Genomic DNA, 14,244 nt, shown 5'->3' on the forward strand with positions numbered 1-14,244 from the left:
CCGTCGCAATGCGGTCGCGGTCCGGTGACCCGATGTCCTTCTTGTTGTCGGTCATGGATTGAAGCGCCTCACATCATTCGAACCAGTTGCGAAGAATGGCTGTCCATCCTGCCATGTCGTGTAGGCCTCGGACGAACGCCGCTAAGCCGTTCTAAACCTCAGCTCGAACACCTTCGTTCCGGGTGGCGGCGGCAGAAACAGGCCACCAATCGACGCCATCAGGCGTCTTGCGATCCCCATGCCCAAGCCGGATCCGCCCGGGTCGGGGAAGGGAAGCCCGTCGTCATCGACGAGGACGATGGCCTCACCGTCATCCCTTTCAGTGATCGTCACCCGGATGGTGCCCGGCTTGCCCTCTTCAAAGGCATGCTTGATCGCATTGGTCGCGAGCTCATTCACCACCAGCGCGACGGTGGTGATATGGTTCGCGTGCAGACCATGCACCTCTGTTGCCTGCAGGCACGCCGAGATCGAGCGAGGCTCTGCCTGCGCGCGCAGCGCGTCGCACACTTGGCCAAGCGCCAGTCCGAGGGTCGCAGGACGTTCCTGATGGAGGGCCCGGCGCGCATGGGCGAGAACCGAAACGCGCTCCATCGCATCGGCGAGCGCGTCGCGAACTTCCGGGTTCGCCACGCGTCGGCTCTGGAGACCCAGCAGATTGACGACCAGCTGCAGGTCGTTGCTGCAGCAGTGATTGGTCTCCCGCAGGAGCAGATCGTCATCCTGAGGGGGACGACGATGATTGGGCGAAAGCGCCGGAAGGATGCTTGCCATCTGCATCAGCACAGCGCGAATGGGGATTCGCCGGCCCCGGCGATGTGCAGATAGCGTGGATCGAACCCAGCTGCCTGCCGCAACTTCGCCAGGTCGGGGATGGTCAAGATACGGTTGGCGATCTGGATCAGGCCACCGGTCCGGAGATACTGCATTGTGCGATTGACGTGGACCGAGGTCAGCCCCAGCACGTCGGCGATCTGCTCCTGCGTCAACGGGAAGGCGAAGCTGCTCTGCGCCTCATTGTCCGCACCGAGGCGAACGCTCAACTCGCACAGCAAGTGCGCAAGCCGCTCGGCGGCGGACCGGCGACCGAGCGACTGTGCCCATCTGCTCAGGATGACATTCTCGAGCAGACCAAGCCAGGTGAACGTGCGCGCGATACCTGAATGCCGCGCGCTGAGTTCGAGCGCCCGGTCCCGCGGCAGTGCGACGATCTTCGCCGGCGTGATCGTCCGGACACCATAATCGAGCCGATCGAACATGAGCGAGTCAAGATTGCCAACGTCGCCCGGCAAAATCAGCGCAGGAAGCTGACGGTTGCCCTCGCGCGTCGTGGTATACCGAAAAGCCCATCCCTCCGCGACGATGAACAGCGTGTCCGCGCCCTCTCCCTCGCGCACCAGGTCGATGTTGGGTCCGACCCATCTTGCGAGAGACAAGGCGTCCTCAAGCGCACGCTGTTCCTCACGCGAGAGGAAACCAGACGTCAAAAGGGTGTTCCGCAGCGATGACTGCGGGCGCGGTTCGGTGCGGGTGAGGACCGCGGTGCCCGGATGCGTCCCACCGATCACGACGACTTGACCTTGACGGGCTCGTTGGCGGCGATCTTGCCGAGATACGCCTCGGCAAGCTGATAATGTGCCTGAACCACGCTCGGCACGGTTGCCGACTGCGCTCGCTCGATCTCCACCTCGGCGCGATGCTGATAGTAAGAACGATCGTCTTCAAACATGCTGCGTCCCTCCCATCAAACCGGTCAGGCACGATACATCAGCGTCGCACCGATAGAGGGGGATCGCTACCCATTGTCGGTGGGTAACAGTTCTCAAGGACCGGTCGGCGCGTTGCTTAGGGAACGACATCGCGGCCTGGCTTGGCTGGGAGGGGCCGGCGAGCAGGTCGAGGACACCCGTCAACTTGTAGAACCGTCGGATGCACCACAAAGCGCGCGCTGGCTAATGCGCGCCGAACGCCTATATGCCTGTAATCGCTCGCCGACTCCCAGGGCGCGAGTGACCGAAGGACATTGTGCTTTCGCCCCAGGACAAGGGCGCGCACATGTCGCATCCAGATGACCGTTACACCACCAACCTGCTGCTCGGCGCGCTTGCGCCCGATGATCTCGCATTGCTCAGGCCGTTTTTCGAGCGCGAGAATCTGGAGCGCGGAAAAGTGCTCGTTCCCGCCAATCGACCGATCGAACATGTGTGGTTTCCGGAAGGGGGGGTCGCCTCGATCGTCGCGGAGAAAAGCGATTCCGGGCCTACCGAGGTCGGCATCTTCGGCCGGGACGGTTTCGCCGGCACACCGCTGCTGCTTGGCGCGGACAGCTCGCCGCACGTCACCTTCATCCAAATCGAAGGCGGCGCCGGGCTGCGCATCGCGACCGCGCATTTTCTTGCCGCGGTAAGCGAGAGCGCGACCTTGCGGACCACGCTGCTGCGCTACGTCCAGACCTTCATCACCCAGACCGCCGACAGCGCCATATCGAACGCCCACCAGCGTGTCGAAGCCCGGCTCGCACGCTGGCTTCTGATGTGCCACGACAGGAGTGACGGCGACGAGATCCTGCTGACGCACGAGTTCATGGCGATGATGATCGCCGCCGACCGATCCAGCGTCACCGTATCGCTGCACGTTCTGGAGGGCGTGGGCATGATCCGGTCCAGGCGCGGGCGGGTCCTGTTTCTCGACCGCGAGAGGCTGGAGGAGCTGGCAGGCGAAGGCTATGGACGCCCCGAAGCCGAATACCGCAAGCTGATCGCGCCGTTCGGCAAGGATGGGCCGAGGGCGATTGCCGTCGCCTGATGCCATTACGACCCGGCCGAGACCGCTGACGGCCTGAGCACCGGGTCAGTGTCGATCGGCGCGGGGTCGACCCTCGATCAGTTCCCCTGTGCGATCTGCGAGCGCCGCCATGGCGAACGGCTTGTTCACGTGCATCCCGGGGGTCGAGGTGGCCGTGCACGTCTGCGCGGCCGCGGCCTTGGCGGCCGCCGGATGCCTACCGGCCCGATACCACCGGCGTTCGACCCAGCCATGGTGACGTCACGGTTATCTCGTCGTGGACGTGACGGCCGAGGAACAGCAATGCCAGACCGAGGCAGGCGCCGACAAAGCCCAGCGCGGCTTCCCCGAACGAGGCAAGGTCCGGCGCGCCGTGCGGGGCGGGGCCGTCGAACAGCAGTCGGAGACTGACGGCCGCAACGGCAATGAGTGCCAGGCCGGCCGCACGAATCGGCATGTCACGGGTGAAAAGGGTGGTGATCACGGCTGTCCTCCGACCGGGAAGACAGTCCAGTTATCGAGCGCGCCATAGCAAAGCGAGCCACGCCCGGCTGCAATGGCATAGCATTTCCGTAGGGTTCAGAGCGTGGTCCGGAGGCGGTAGCCGACGCCCAGCTCGTTGGTGATGATTGCCGGGCGTGCCGGGTCGGCCTCGATCTTGCCGCGCAGGTTGCGCACGACGATGCGGAGATATTCGATGCGGCGGTCATAGTCGTGCGGCCATGCGGCGGCGAGGATCGTCTGGTGCGTCACGACGCGGTCTGGCGCCGCCGCCAGCGCGGCCAGCACGTCATATTCCTTGCGGGTGAGGTGCACCTCCTCACCGCTTCTGACGATCCGCCGGGTCACCAGATCGATCGACAGGTCGCCCGCGGTGATCGCCGACGGCGCGCCGCGTTCGCCCAGCTTGTGGCGCAGCGCGGCGCGCACGCGGGCGAGCAGTTCCTCCGTGTCGAAGGGCTTTGTCACATAGTCGTCGGCGCCCAGGTCGAGGGCCGCGACCTTGTCCTCAGTGCCTTCGCGCGCGGAAACGACAACGACCGCGGCCTTGCCGCCGCGCCGCAGCGGCTGGACCAGCTCCAGCCCGTCGCGGTCGGGCAGCCCGAGATCGAGCAGCACCAGCTCCGGCTTGACCCGCTCCGCCAGCGCGAGCGCCTGCTTGGCGTCACCGGCCTCCTCGATCTGATATCCCGCACGCGCCAGCGTCGCGGTGAGCAGGCGGCGGATGTAGAGCTCGTCGTCGACGATCAGCACGGTCGCGCCGTTCACGCCTCCACATCCTCCAGGTCCGGCTCCAGCTCGGGGACGAGCAGCGCGTCGGGGAAGCACAGCGAGAAGCGGGCGCCCTGCCGGTCGCGCCGGTTTTCCGCGCCGACCGCGATGCCCATCGCGTCGGCAAAGCCCTTGACGATCGCCAGGCCCAGCCCCGTCCCGGCGGGCGAGCGGTCGGACCCTTCGAGGCGGCGGAAGGTCTCGAACACCTCGCCTTCGCGCCCCGGGGGCAGGCCCGGCCCCTGATCGAGCACGTCGAGGACGAGGCGGCCGGGCTGCCGCAGCGCCGCGACCCTCACGGGCGTTGAGGGGTCGCCGTAGCGGCCGGCATTGTCGAGCAGGTTCAGCAGGCAGTGGTGGAGCAGCTGCGGGTCCGACCGGACCAGCGGCAGGTCCGGCGCGACCTCGACCTCGATGGGATGGCCTTCGAGCGCGCGACGCGCGTCGTGCACGGCGGCGGCGACGGCGTCGGTGAGGTCGACCGGCTCGATCGCGAGCGGCATGACCCCCGCCTCCACGCGCACCATGTCGAGCAGGTTGGCGACGAAGCGGTTGAGCCGCGTCGCCTCGCGTTCGATCGTCTCGACCAGCGGATCGGCGCCGCGCTGCGCGAGCTCGGACGCGGCAGCGAGCACGGAGGTGAGGGGGGTGCGCAGGTCATGGCCGACCGACGACAGCAATGCCGCGCGCAGCCGGTCGCGGGTTCGCACCGCCCCCAATTCGCGCGTGTCGGCCTCCAGCCGCAGCCGCTCCAGCGTCAGCGCGGCCTGATCGGTCAGGCTCATCAGCAGCGGGTACTGGTCGGAACGGACGGCATCGCGGCCCGAATCGCGCGCGAGCCCGAGCACTGCCAGCACGCGGTCGCCTGAGGTCAGCGGCTGAAACAGCCAGTCTGACGCGGTCAGAGTGCCGGAGCCGCGCCCCGCCGGCTTGCCGCTGTCGAGCGCCCATTGCGCCGCCGCCAGGTCCATCGTCCCCAGCTCGGGCTCCGTATCGCTCGACGCCTCGATCGTCAGTCCCGCGCCGCCCGGCCCGAGCATGATGACGCGCAGGTCGAGCAGACGGCCGATCTCGCTGCACATCGCGCGCGCAACCTCGTCGCGGGCGCCGAGCGCGGTCAACTGGCGCAGGAAACCGGCGAGGACCGCGTTGGAGCGGGCGCTCGCGGCGGCGAGGTCGGCCTGTGCCCGCACCCGCGCGGTGAGCTGGCTGGTCGCCGCCGCGACGCTCAGCAGCACCACGACCGAGATCACGTTCTCCGGGTTGCTGATGGTCAGCGTGCCGGTGGGGGGCAGGAAGAAGAAATTATAGGCGAGGCTGGCGGCGAGCGCGGTGAACAGCCCCGTGCGCAGCCCGAACATACTGGCGGCCACCATGACCGGAAGCAGGTACAGCAGGGCCACGTTGCCCAGGTTGAGGACGTGGCGGAGCGCCAGCCCCGCCGCGGTGATCGCAGCGGTGGTCGCCAACGCGACGGCGTAGCCGGTGACGGTGGCGCCCGCCGCCCTGCCGTTCGCGGGCGGTCGTGGGCGCTCGGGCCGCGCGCCGGAAGGCTCGCTCAGCGGCAGGACATGGACGGCCACGCCCGGCGTCTCGCGGACCAGCCGGTCGACGACCGATCCGTGGCGCAGTTCGAACCAGCGCGACCGTACCGACTTGCCGACGATCAGCTGCGTCGCGCGCGCTTCGGCCGCGAACCCTTTCAGCCCCAGCAGCACTGTCTCGGCGGGAACGGAGGCAACCTGACCGCCGAGCTGCGTCGCCAGCGCCATCACCGCGGCGATACGCTGCTGTTCGGCCGAGCCGAGCTGCCGATGGCGCGGCGTCTCGACGTGCACGGCGGTCCACGGCGCCTTGAGCGCGTCGGCGAGGCGCTTCGCCGCGCGTACCAGGCCATCGGCGCCCGGCAGCTCGCTGACCGCGACGACGATCCGGTCGCTCCCCGCCCAGGTGCCGCCGACGCCCAGCGCGCGGACATGGTCGAGCATCTGCGCGTCGACCGCCTGCGCCGCCCGGCGCAGCGCCAGCTCGCGGAGCGCCGACAGGTTCGACTTCGAGAAGAAGTGCCCGAGCGCGCGCGTCGCCTCTTCGGGCAGGTAGACCTTGCCCGCCTTGAGCCGTTCGATCAGCTCGTCGGGCGGGATGTCGACGACCTCGATCTCCGCCTGCTCCAGCACGCTGTCGGGCACGGTTTCGCGAACGCGGACGCGGGTGAAGCTGGCGACCACATCGTTGAGGCTTTCGACGTGCTGGATGTTGAGCGTGGAATAGACGTCGACGCCGGCCGCGAGCAGTTCGTCGACGTCCTGCCACCGCTTCGGATGACGGCTGCCGGGCGCATTGGTGTGCGCCAGCTCGTCGACCAGCGCCAGCTGCGGGCGTCGGGCGAGCAGGGCGTCCAGGTCCATCTCGGACAGCACGCGGCCCTCATACGCGATATCGCGGCCCGGGATGATGTCGTGGCCGCGCGTCAGCGCCTGCGTTTCGACCCTGCCGTGGGTCTCGACCACGCCGACCACCACGTCGGTCCCGGTCGCGCGGCGCGCGGCGCCCTCCGACAGCATCTCAAAGGTCTTGCCGACGCCGGGCGCGGCGCCGAGGAATATCTTCAGTCGCCCGCGTCCCTCCTGCGCGGCGGTGCGCAGCAGGGCGTCGGGATCGGGCCGGTCCCTGTCGCTCAACGGCTCGCGTCGAGCGCGCGGTTAAGCGCCAGGACATTGACGTGCGGCTCGCCGAGGAAGCCCAGCGTCGGCTGCTCGACATGCGCGGCGATCAGCGCGCTGACGCGTGTCGCCGGCAGCCCGCGGGCGTGGGCGACACGCGGCGCCTGGGCGAACGCGGCCGCGGGAGACAGATCGGGGTCCAGGCCCGACCCCGAAGCAGTCACGAGATCGGCAGGCACCGGTCCTGTCACGCCCTCGCCGCGACGCCTCGCGACGTCGGCCCTGACGCGGTCGGCCAGCGCCTTGCTGGCCGGGCCGAGGTTGGAACCGGACGAGGCGAGCCCGTCATAGCCCTTGCCCGCCGCCGATGGCCGGGTCTGGAAATAGCGGTCGGTCGTGAACGCCTGACCCTGCACGGTCGAGCCGATGACCGCGCCGGCCGCGTTGCGCACCAGGCTGCCGTTCGCCTGGGCGGGGAATACGAGCTGGCTGATCCCGGTCATGGCGAGCGGATAGCCGATCCCGAGCAGCACCGCCATCAGCAGCGTCATCACCAGCGCAGGGCGGAGCGAGGAAGAGAGCGAGTTCATGGCGGTTGATCCTCAGGCCAGGCCGGCGGCGTTGACGAACAGGTCGATCAGCTTGATGCCGATGAACGGCGCCACCAGCCCGCCGAGCCCGTAGATCAGCAGGTTGCGCCGCAGCAGCGGTCCCGCGCCCATCGGGCGGTAGGTCACGCCTCTCAGCGCCAGCGGCACCAGTGCGGGGATGATCAGCGCGTTGAAGATGATTGCCGACAGGATTGCGCTGGTCGGGCTGCCGAGCCGCATGACGTTGAGCACCGACAGCCCCGGGTAAAGCACGACGAACATCGCCGGGATGATCGCGAAATACTTGGCGACGTCGTTGGCGACCGAGAAGGTGGTGAGCGCGCCGCGGGTCATCAGCAGCTGCTTGCCGAGGCCGACCACCTCGATCAGCTTGGTCGGATCGCTGTCGAGATCGACCATGTTGCCGGCCTCGCGCGCCGCCTGCGTGCCGGTGTTCATCGCGACGCCGACATCGGCCTGGGCTAGTGCGGGGGCGTCGTTGGTGCCGTCGCCGCACATCGCCACCAGCCGCCCGCCCTGCTGTTCCTTGCGGATCAGCGCCAGCTTGTCCTCCGGCGTCGCCTGGGCGAGGAAGTCGTCGACCCCAGCTTCCGCTGCAATGGCGGCGGCGGTCAGCGGGTTGTCGCCGGTGATCATCACCGTGCGGATGCCCATCGCGCGCAGTTCCCCGAAGCGCTCGCTGATCCCGGCCTTGACCACGTCCTTGAGGAAGATCGCGCCGAGCAGACGGCCGTTGGCGGCGACCGCGAGCGGCGTCCCGCCCGCGCGCGCGATCTCGTCGGTGATGCGGCGCAGTTCGGTCGCGGCCGCGGTCTGTCCCGCGCCCGGATTGGCGCGCAGGATCGAATCGACGGCGCCTTTCTGGATCAGCCGGTCGGCGGTCTGCACGCCCGAGATCCGGGTCTGGGCGGTAAACGGAATGACGTCGGCATCGGCCGGGAGGTGTTGCACGGTGACGCCGAACTTTTCGCGCGCCAGCACGACCACCGACCGGCCTTCCGGCGTCTCATCGGCGAGGCTGGCGAGCAGCGCCGCCTCCGCCAGCTCGGCGGCCGAAGCGCCGCCGACCGCGCGGAACTCGCTCGCCTGCCGGTCCCCGATCGTGATCGTGCCGGTCTTGTCGAGCAGCAGCACGTCGATGTCACCCGCCGCTTCCACCGCGCGTCCCGACTTGGCCAGGACGTTGAAGCGGACCAGCCGGTCCATGCCCGCAATCCCGATCGCCGACAGCAACGCGGCGATGGTGGTCGGGATCAGCGTGATGAGCAGCGCCGACAGCACCACGACCGGGATCGCCCCGCCCGCATAGGAGGCAAAGGCGGGAATGGTGCCGACCGCGATCAGGAAGATGATGGTCAGCCCGACGAGCAGGATGGTGAGCGCGATCTCGTTGGGGGTCTTCTGCCGCTCCGCACCCTCGACCAGCGCGATCATACGATCGAGGAAACCCTGGCCCGGATCGGCGGTGACGCGCACCCGGATCTCGTCGGAAATGACCCGGGTGCCCGCGGTCACCGCCGAGCGGTCGCCGCCCGCCTCGCGGATCACGGGCGCCGATTCGCCCGTGATCGCGGCCTCGTTGACCGATGCGACGCCCGCGATCACCTCGCCGTCGGCGGGGATCAGGTCGCCGCCCGCGCTGCCGGCCGTGACCACCACCACGTCGCCCGCGCGCAGCTGGCTGGCGGCGACCTGTTCGACGCGGTCGCCCTTGATGCGGCGTGCGGTCAGCTCCGCTTTGGTCGCACGCAGCGATGCGGCCTGCGCCTTGCCGCGCCCCTCCGCGAGCGCCTCGGCAAAGGTGCCGAACAGCACCGTCAGCCACAGCCAGACCACCAGCTGCGCCTTGAAGCCGAAGGCCAGCGTGTCGCCGCCGGTGTTGATCAGGATGGTGAGCAGCAGCGCCACGCTGGCGGTGACGAACATCACCGGATTGCGGACGAGCTCCCGGGGGTTGAGCTTGCGGAAGGCGTCGCCGATCGCGGGAACGATCAGGTCGGCGGTGAACAGCGACTTGGTTGCGGCGCGCGCCATGGTGTCGGCCTCGCTTTAGAAGAGTTGGCCGCGGATCATCGCGAGATGATCGGCGATGGGACCGAGCGCGAGGCTCGGCAAAAAGGTCAGCCCGCCCAGGATCAGGATCACGCCGACGAGCAGCCCGACCCAAAGCCCGCCCGTGGTCGGGAAGGAGCCGGCGGATGGCGGTGTGTATCGCTTGGCCGCCAGGCTGCCCGCGATGGCGAGCATGGGCACGATCACGAAGAAACGCCCCAGCCACATCGCGACGCCGAGCAGCCCGTTGTAGAAGGGCGTGCCCGCGGTCAGCCCGGCAAAGGCCGAGCCGTTGTTGCCGACCGCGCTGGAAAAGCCGTAGAGAATCTCGCTGAACCCGTGCGGCCCCTTGTTGAGCGGCCCGGCCAGCCCGCCTGCGGAGACGCTGGCGATTGCTGTGCCGCCAAGGATGATGAGCGGCAGCACCGCGATCGCGAGCACCGCCAGCTTGACCTCGCGCGCCTCGATCTTCTTGCCGACATATTCGGGTGTGCGCCCGACCATCAGCCCGGCGACGAACACCGCCAGGATGGCGAACAGCAGGAAGCCGTAGATGCCCGCGCCGACGCCGCCGACGACGACCTCGCCGAGCTGGATGTTGAACAGCGGCACCAGCCCGCCGAGCGCGGTGAAGCTGTCGTGCATCGCGTTGACCGCACCGCACGAGGCGTCGGTGGTGACGACCGCGAACAGCGCGGACGCCGCCGCGCCGAAACGGACCTCCTTACCCTCCATGTTGGCGCCGGCGACTCCGAGCTGGTGGAGGACGGGATTGCCCGCCGCTTCCGATGCATAGGCGACGGCGACGCCTGCCAGGAACAGGATGATCATCGCCGACAGGATCGCCCAGCCCTGGCGCGTGTTGCCCACCGCCTTGCCGAACAGCCACGTCAGGCCGAAGCCGATCACGAAGATCGACAGCGTCTGGATCATGTTGACCCAGTCGCTCGGATTTTCGAACGGATGCGCCGAGTTGCCGTTGTAGAAGCCGCCACCATTGGTGCCGAGCATCTTGATCGCCTCCTGACTGGCGACCGGTCCCAGCGCGATCGTCTGCCGCGCGCCCTCCAGTGTCGTGGCGGTGACCTGCTGCGTCAGCGTCTGCGGCACCCCGCCCGCGACCAGGACCAGCGTGTAGACGACGCAGACCGGAAGCAGCAGGTACAGCGTGACCCGGGTCATGTCGGCCCAGAAATTGCCGACCGTTCCGCTCTCGCGCCGGGCGAAGCCGCGGAACATCGCAAAGGCGAGCGCGATGCCGACCGCCGCCGACAGGAAGTTGTGCAGCGCCAGCGCCAGCATCTGGCTGAGGTTCGACATCGCCGCCTCCCCCGAATACCATTGCCAGTTGGTGTTGGTGGTGAAGCTGACCGCGGTATTGAACGCGCCGTCCGGCCCGATGCCCGCAAACCCAGGCGTGTTGAGCGGCAGCACCGCCTGCAGCCGCAGGATCGCATAGGTGAAGATCAGCGTGACGAAGCTGAACACCAGCATGTGCACCGCATAGCCGCGCCACGTCTGTTCCCGGTCGGGATCGATGCCCGACAGCCGGTAGAAGCCCCGTTCCACCGGGCCCAGCACGACGTGCAGCGGCGTGCGCCGCCCTTCGTAGAGCGCATGCAGCCACAGCCCCATCGGCTTGGTCAGCCCCAGCAGGATGCCGAGAAAGGCCGCGATCAGCAGCCAGCCCTGAATGGTCATGACGGACGCTCCTTCAGAAGCGCTCGGGACGGATTAATACCGCCACGAGATAGACGAGGAGCCCGAGCGCGGTCAGGCCGGCGAGGATAAGGTCAACGCCCATCACGCGCGCTCGCACAGCTGGACATAGGCCAGCGTCAGCAGCAGCAGCCCCAGCGTGATCGCGAGCCAGATCAGGTCTTGCATGACGGGCATTCCTTCAGAAGCTCGCGGTGACGGAGCCGACGACCACGGGCTTTGCGGCGCGGTGAAAGTCGGTGGTGCCCAGCGCGAGATCGGCGGCGCGGGTGTCGGCGCGCGACAGGTCGGTGCCGACCAGCGAGAGGTCGAAGGTCAGCGCGCGCCATTTGTATCCGGCGCCGACCGCGTAATCGACATAGTCGTGGCCGGCATAATCGAAGCCGCCGCCGGTATGCCCGGCATGCGCGTGCAGTGTGATCGGCGTGCCGGTGGGGGCATAGCTCAGCTCGGCATAGGGATAGACATTGAACTGCGACGCCGTTGCGAAGCGGTTGAAATAATGCTGGTCGGGAGCCCAGTAGACACCGGCTTTGGCGCTGACCGGGCCGATGTTCTTGGTCAGCGAGCCGTAGATCTCGACATAGCTTTCATCGATGCCCACCGCCTTGCGGCTGCCGGGATAGATATACCCGTAGACGCCGGCATCGAGCGTGACGCCGCTGCGGCCGAGTGCGTGCGCGAAGCCGCCATAAACGTCGATTTCCGTGCCGCCGATGTTGACCGCGTTGTTGGCGCTGGCGCTCGACCCCCACACCGACAGGTAAGCACCCGACGCATGCGCGATCGTGAAGGCGCCCTGGACCACCGGCTTGTTGTCGGACTGCGAGATGCCGCGGAAGCGGTACTGGCTGACCACGCCCGCGCTGCCGGTGATCGTGAACGGCGAGACCGGCGCGGCGGGGGCGACGGCGGGCGACCGCGTCGCCTCGTTACCGGTGTCAGCGGCCGGTACGGTCTGAGCTCCGGCATTGCCGGCAACGAGAAAGAGCGCCGCGACGGCCGCGGTGGACGATAGGAAGCTGACGTTCATCGGGGCCTCGCTCGCCGCGCCCACCATCGGGCTGCGGCAAGCGGGCCACCTAGGCCGTCGCTCCATCACCTTTCGAGGCCGGAAAGCAGCCGCTAGAATAGTGTTTGCATAGTATTTCATCACTAGCACCCGCTCCCGAATGGTGTGAGGCGACCGGCGACCCTAGAAATGTCATGATGACCAGCGCAGCAGTCGCCACCCCCGCACAACCGGCGTCCAGCCCGCACGGCGGCACGGGCGTGCTCGCGCTCGGCGCGCTGGGGGTGGTCTTCGGCGACATCGGCACGTCGCCGCTCTATTCGCTGAAGGAGAGCTTCGTCGGCCATCACCCGCTGACCGTCGATCAGCCGCACGTCCTGGGGGTGCTGTCGCTGATCTTCTGGACGATGATGCTGATCGTCACCGTCAAATATGTGTTCGTCATCCTGCGCGCCGACAATCACGGCGAAGGCGGCAGCCTGGCGCTCCTGGCGCTGGTCGCCGATCGGGTCGGCCAGCGCAAATGGACCAAGGGACTGGTCATGCTCGGCATCGCCGCGACCGCCCTGTTCTATGGCGATGCGATCATCACGCCCGCCATCTCCGTGCTGTCGGCGGTCGAAGGGCTGGAGGCGGTCCAGGCGGATTTCGCCCGCTTCGTGCTGCCTTGCTCGATCGTCATCCTGGTCGGGCTGTTCGCGATCCAGAGCCACGGCACCACCCGCGTCGGCGCGCTGTTCGGGCCGGTGATGATCGTCTATTTCGCGGTGCTGGCGATCCTGGGTGTCCTCAACATCGCCGCCCATCCGGCCATCCTCGCCGCGATCAATCCGTGGTGGGGGCTGAACTTCTTCCTGCTCGACTTCCGGCTCGCCTTTTTGGCGCTGGGATCGGTGGTGCTCGCGGTGACGGGCGCAGAGGCGCTTTATGCCGACATGGGCCATTTCGGACGCAAGGCGATCTCGATCGCGTGGCTATACGTTGCCTTGCCGTGCCTGATGCTCAACTATCTCGGCCAGGGCGCCCTGGTGCTGGGCAGTCCGCAGGCGATCCAGAACCCCTTCTTTCTGATGGCACCCGCGGGCGCGCGACTGCCGCTCGTCATTCTCGCGACGCTGGCAACGGTGATCGCCAGCCAGGCGGTGATCTCGGGCGCCTTTTCGGTCACGCAGCAGGCGGTGCAGCTCGGTTTCCTGCCGCGGCTGCGGATCGAGCATACCAGCGAGCATGCGATCGGGCAGATCTATGTACCGCTGGTCAACTGGGGGCTGCTGGTGCTGGTGGTGGCGCTGGTGATCGGCTTCAGGAGTTCGGGAAACCTTGCCGCCGCCTACGGCATCGCGGTCACCGGCACGATGTTCATCACGGCCATCATGCTGGGCGTCCTGACCTTCACCGTCTGGCGTTGGCCGCGCCCGATCGCGGTGGTGGTGACGGGTCTCTTCATCGTTGTGGACGGGCTGTATTTCGCGTCGAATGCGACCAAGATTCCCGATGGCGGCTGGTTCCCGCTGCTGGTCGCGGCGATCGCGTTCACGCTGCTCACCACCTGGGCGAAGGGCCGCCAGATCATGCGGGCGCGCCTCGCCGAGGGTGCGATGGCGGCCGAACTCTTTGCGCGCTCGGCGGGCAAGCTGGAGCGCGTGCCCGGGACTGCGGTGTTCCTGAGTGCGTCGCGCGAGGGGGTGCCCCATGCGCTGCTCCACAACGTCAAGCACAACAAGGTGCTGCACGAGCGCGTCATCATCGCCACCGTCGCCATCGCCAAGGTGCCGAGCGTTCCCGCAGCCGAGCGCATCGAGCTGGAGCCGATCGCGGAAGGCTTCACCCGCGCGGTGATCCATTACGGCTTCATGGACGAGATCGATGTGCCTGCAGCGCTCGCCACCCTGCCGGCCGGCGCGGCGCCGTTGAAGCCGACGGACACCAGCTTCTTCCTCGGCCGCCAGACGCTGATCGCGTCGGACCGGCCAGGCATGGCGCTCTGGCGCGAAAAGCTGTTCGCATGGATGGTGCGCAACGCCGAAAGCGCGATGGATTTCTTCAAGCTGCCGACGAATCGGGTCGTGGAGCTGGGCTCGCAGCTCGAAATCTAGCCTGCGCGCCGGGCGTCGGCATGCGCCGCGACGAC

General features: G+C 68.0%; 13 protein-coding genes. 2 read left to right on the forward strand and 11 right to left on the reverse strand.

All coding sequences use genetic code 11. The annotated features are described in order from the left end of the window. Nucleotides 1-141: 141 nt before the first annotated feature. The 3 genes from ACP2AD_RS04350 to ACP2AD_RS04360 are packed head-to-tail and all read right to left on the reverse strand — an operon-like array spanning nucleotide 142 to nucleotide 1,729. Nucleotides 142-780 (reverse strand): sensor histidine kinase, encoded by a 639-nt coding sequence (locus ACP2AD_RS04350; protein WP_425228927.1) that lies wholly within the window; start codon nucleotides 778-780, stop codon nucleotides 142-144. Further along, complete coding sequence (locus ACP2AD_RS04355; protein ID WP_425228869.1) at nucleotides 780-1,568, reverse strand: Crp/Fnr family transcriptional regulator; 789 nt, start codon at nucleotides 1,566-1,568, stop codon at nucleotides 780-782. The genes ACP2AD_RS04350 and ACP2AD_RS04355 overlap by 1 nt, the downstream gene beginning before the upstream one ends. Then, entirely contained in the window at nucleotides 1,565-1,729 is a 165-nt protein-coding gene (locus ACP2AD_RS04360; RefSeq protein WP_425228870.1) for a hypothetical protein, read from the reverse strand. Before ACP2AD_RS04360 ends, ACP2AD_RS04355 begins: the two co-directional genes overlap by 4 nt. A gap of 326 nt (nucleotides 1,730-2,055) precedes the next feature. Between ACP2AD_RS04360 and ACP2AD_RS04365 the strand changes: the two genes are divergently transcribed. Continuing rightward, entirely contained in the window at nucleotides 2,056-2,805 is a 750-nt protein-coding gene (locus ACP2AD_RS04365; protein WP_425228871.1) for a Crp/Fnr family transcriptional regulator, read from the forward strand. A gap of 196 nt (nucleotides 2,806-3,001) precedes the next feature. On the opposite strand, the gene ACP2AD_RS04370 is transcribed toward ACP2AD_RS04365, so the two are convergent. The 8 genes from ACP2AD_RS04370 to ACP2AD_RS04405 form a co-directional block, all read right to left on the reverse strand. Then, complete coding sequence (locus ACP2AD_RS04370; RefSeq protein WP_425228872.1) at nucleotides 3,002-3,268, reverse strand: hypothetical protein; 267 nt, start codon at nucleotides 3,266-3,268, stop codon at nucleotides 3,002-3,004. Between the two features lie 95 nt (nucleotides 3,269-3,363). After that, nucleotides 3,364-4,053 carry a response regulator gene (locus ACP2AD_RS04375; RefSeq protein ID WP_425228873.1) on the reverse strand — a complete coding sequence of 230 codons (690 nt, stop codon included), beginning with the start codon at nucleotides 4,051-4,053 and terminating at the stop codon, nucleotides 3,364-3,366. Then, entirely contained in the window at nucleotides 4,050-6,737 is a 2,688-nt protein-coding gene (locus ACP2AD_RS04380; RefSeq protein WP_425228874.1) for a DUF4118 domain-containing protein, read from the reverse strand. The genes ACP2AD_RS04375 and ACP2AD_RS04380 overlap by 4 nt, the downstream gene beginning before the upstream one ends. Next, nucleotides 6,734-7,309 carry a potassium-transporting ATPase subunit KdpC gene (kdpC, locus tag ACP2AD_RS04385; protein WP_425228875.1) on the reverse strand — a complete coding sequence of 192 codons (576 nt, stop codon included), beginning with the start codon at nucleotides 7,307-7,309 and terminating at the stop codon, nucleotides 6,734-6,736. The genes ACP2AD_RS04380 and kdpC overlap by 4 nt, the downstream gene beginning before the upstream one ends. A gap of 12 nt (nucleotides 7,310-7,321) precedes the next feature. After that, complete coding sequence (gene kdpB, locus ACP2AD_RS04390; protein ID WP_425228876.1) at nucleotides 7,322-9,364, reverse strand: potassium-transporting ATPase subunit KdpB; 2,043 nt, start codon at nucleotides 9,362-9,364, stop codon at nucleotides 7,322-7,324. 15 nt (nucleotides 9,365-9,379) lie between these two features. Continuing rightward, nucleotides 9,380-11,083, reverse strand: a complete 1,704-nt coding sequence (gene kdpA, locus ACP2AD_RS04395) for a potassium-transporting ATPase subunit KdpA (protein ID WP_425228877.1) — start codon at nucleotides 11,081-11,083, stop codon at nucleotides 9,380-9,382. 13 nt (nucleotides 11,084-11,096) lie between these two features. Next, nucleotides 11,097-11,186, reverse strand: a complete 90-nt coding sequence (gene kdpF, locus ACP2AD_RS04400) for a K(+)-transporting ATPase subunit F (RefSeq protein WP_425228878.1) — start codon at nucleotides 11,184-11,186, stop codon at nucleotides 11,097-11,099. 96 nt (nucleotides 11,187-11,282) lie between these two features. Beyond that, complete coding sequence (locus tag ACP2AD_RS04405) at nucleotides 11,283-12,134, reverse strand: TorF family putative porin (protein WP_425228879.1); 852 nt, start codon at nucleotides 12,132-12,134, stop codon at nucleotides 11,283-11,285. A gap of 176 nt (nucleotides 12,135-12,310) precedes the next feature. On the opposite strand from ACP2AD_RS04405, the gene ACP2AD_RS04410 reads away from it, so the two are divergent. Continuing rightward, nucleotides 12,311-14,209, forward strand: coding sequence for a potassium transporter Kup (locus tag ACP2AD_RS04410; RefSeq protein WP_425228880.1), 1,899 nt, complete (start codon nucleotides 12,311-12,313; stop codon nucleotides 14,207-14,209). Nucleotides 14,210-14,244 lie beyond the last annotated feature (35 nt).

Source organism: Sphingomonas sp., assembly GCF_965248875.1.
Taxonomy (GTDB): domain Bacteria; phylum Pseudomonadota; class Alphaproteobacteria; order Sphingomonadales; family Sphingomonadaceae; genus Sphingomonas.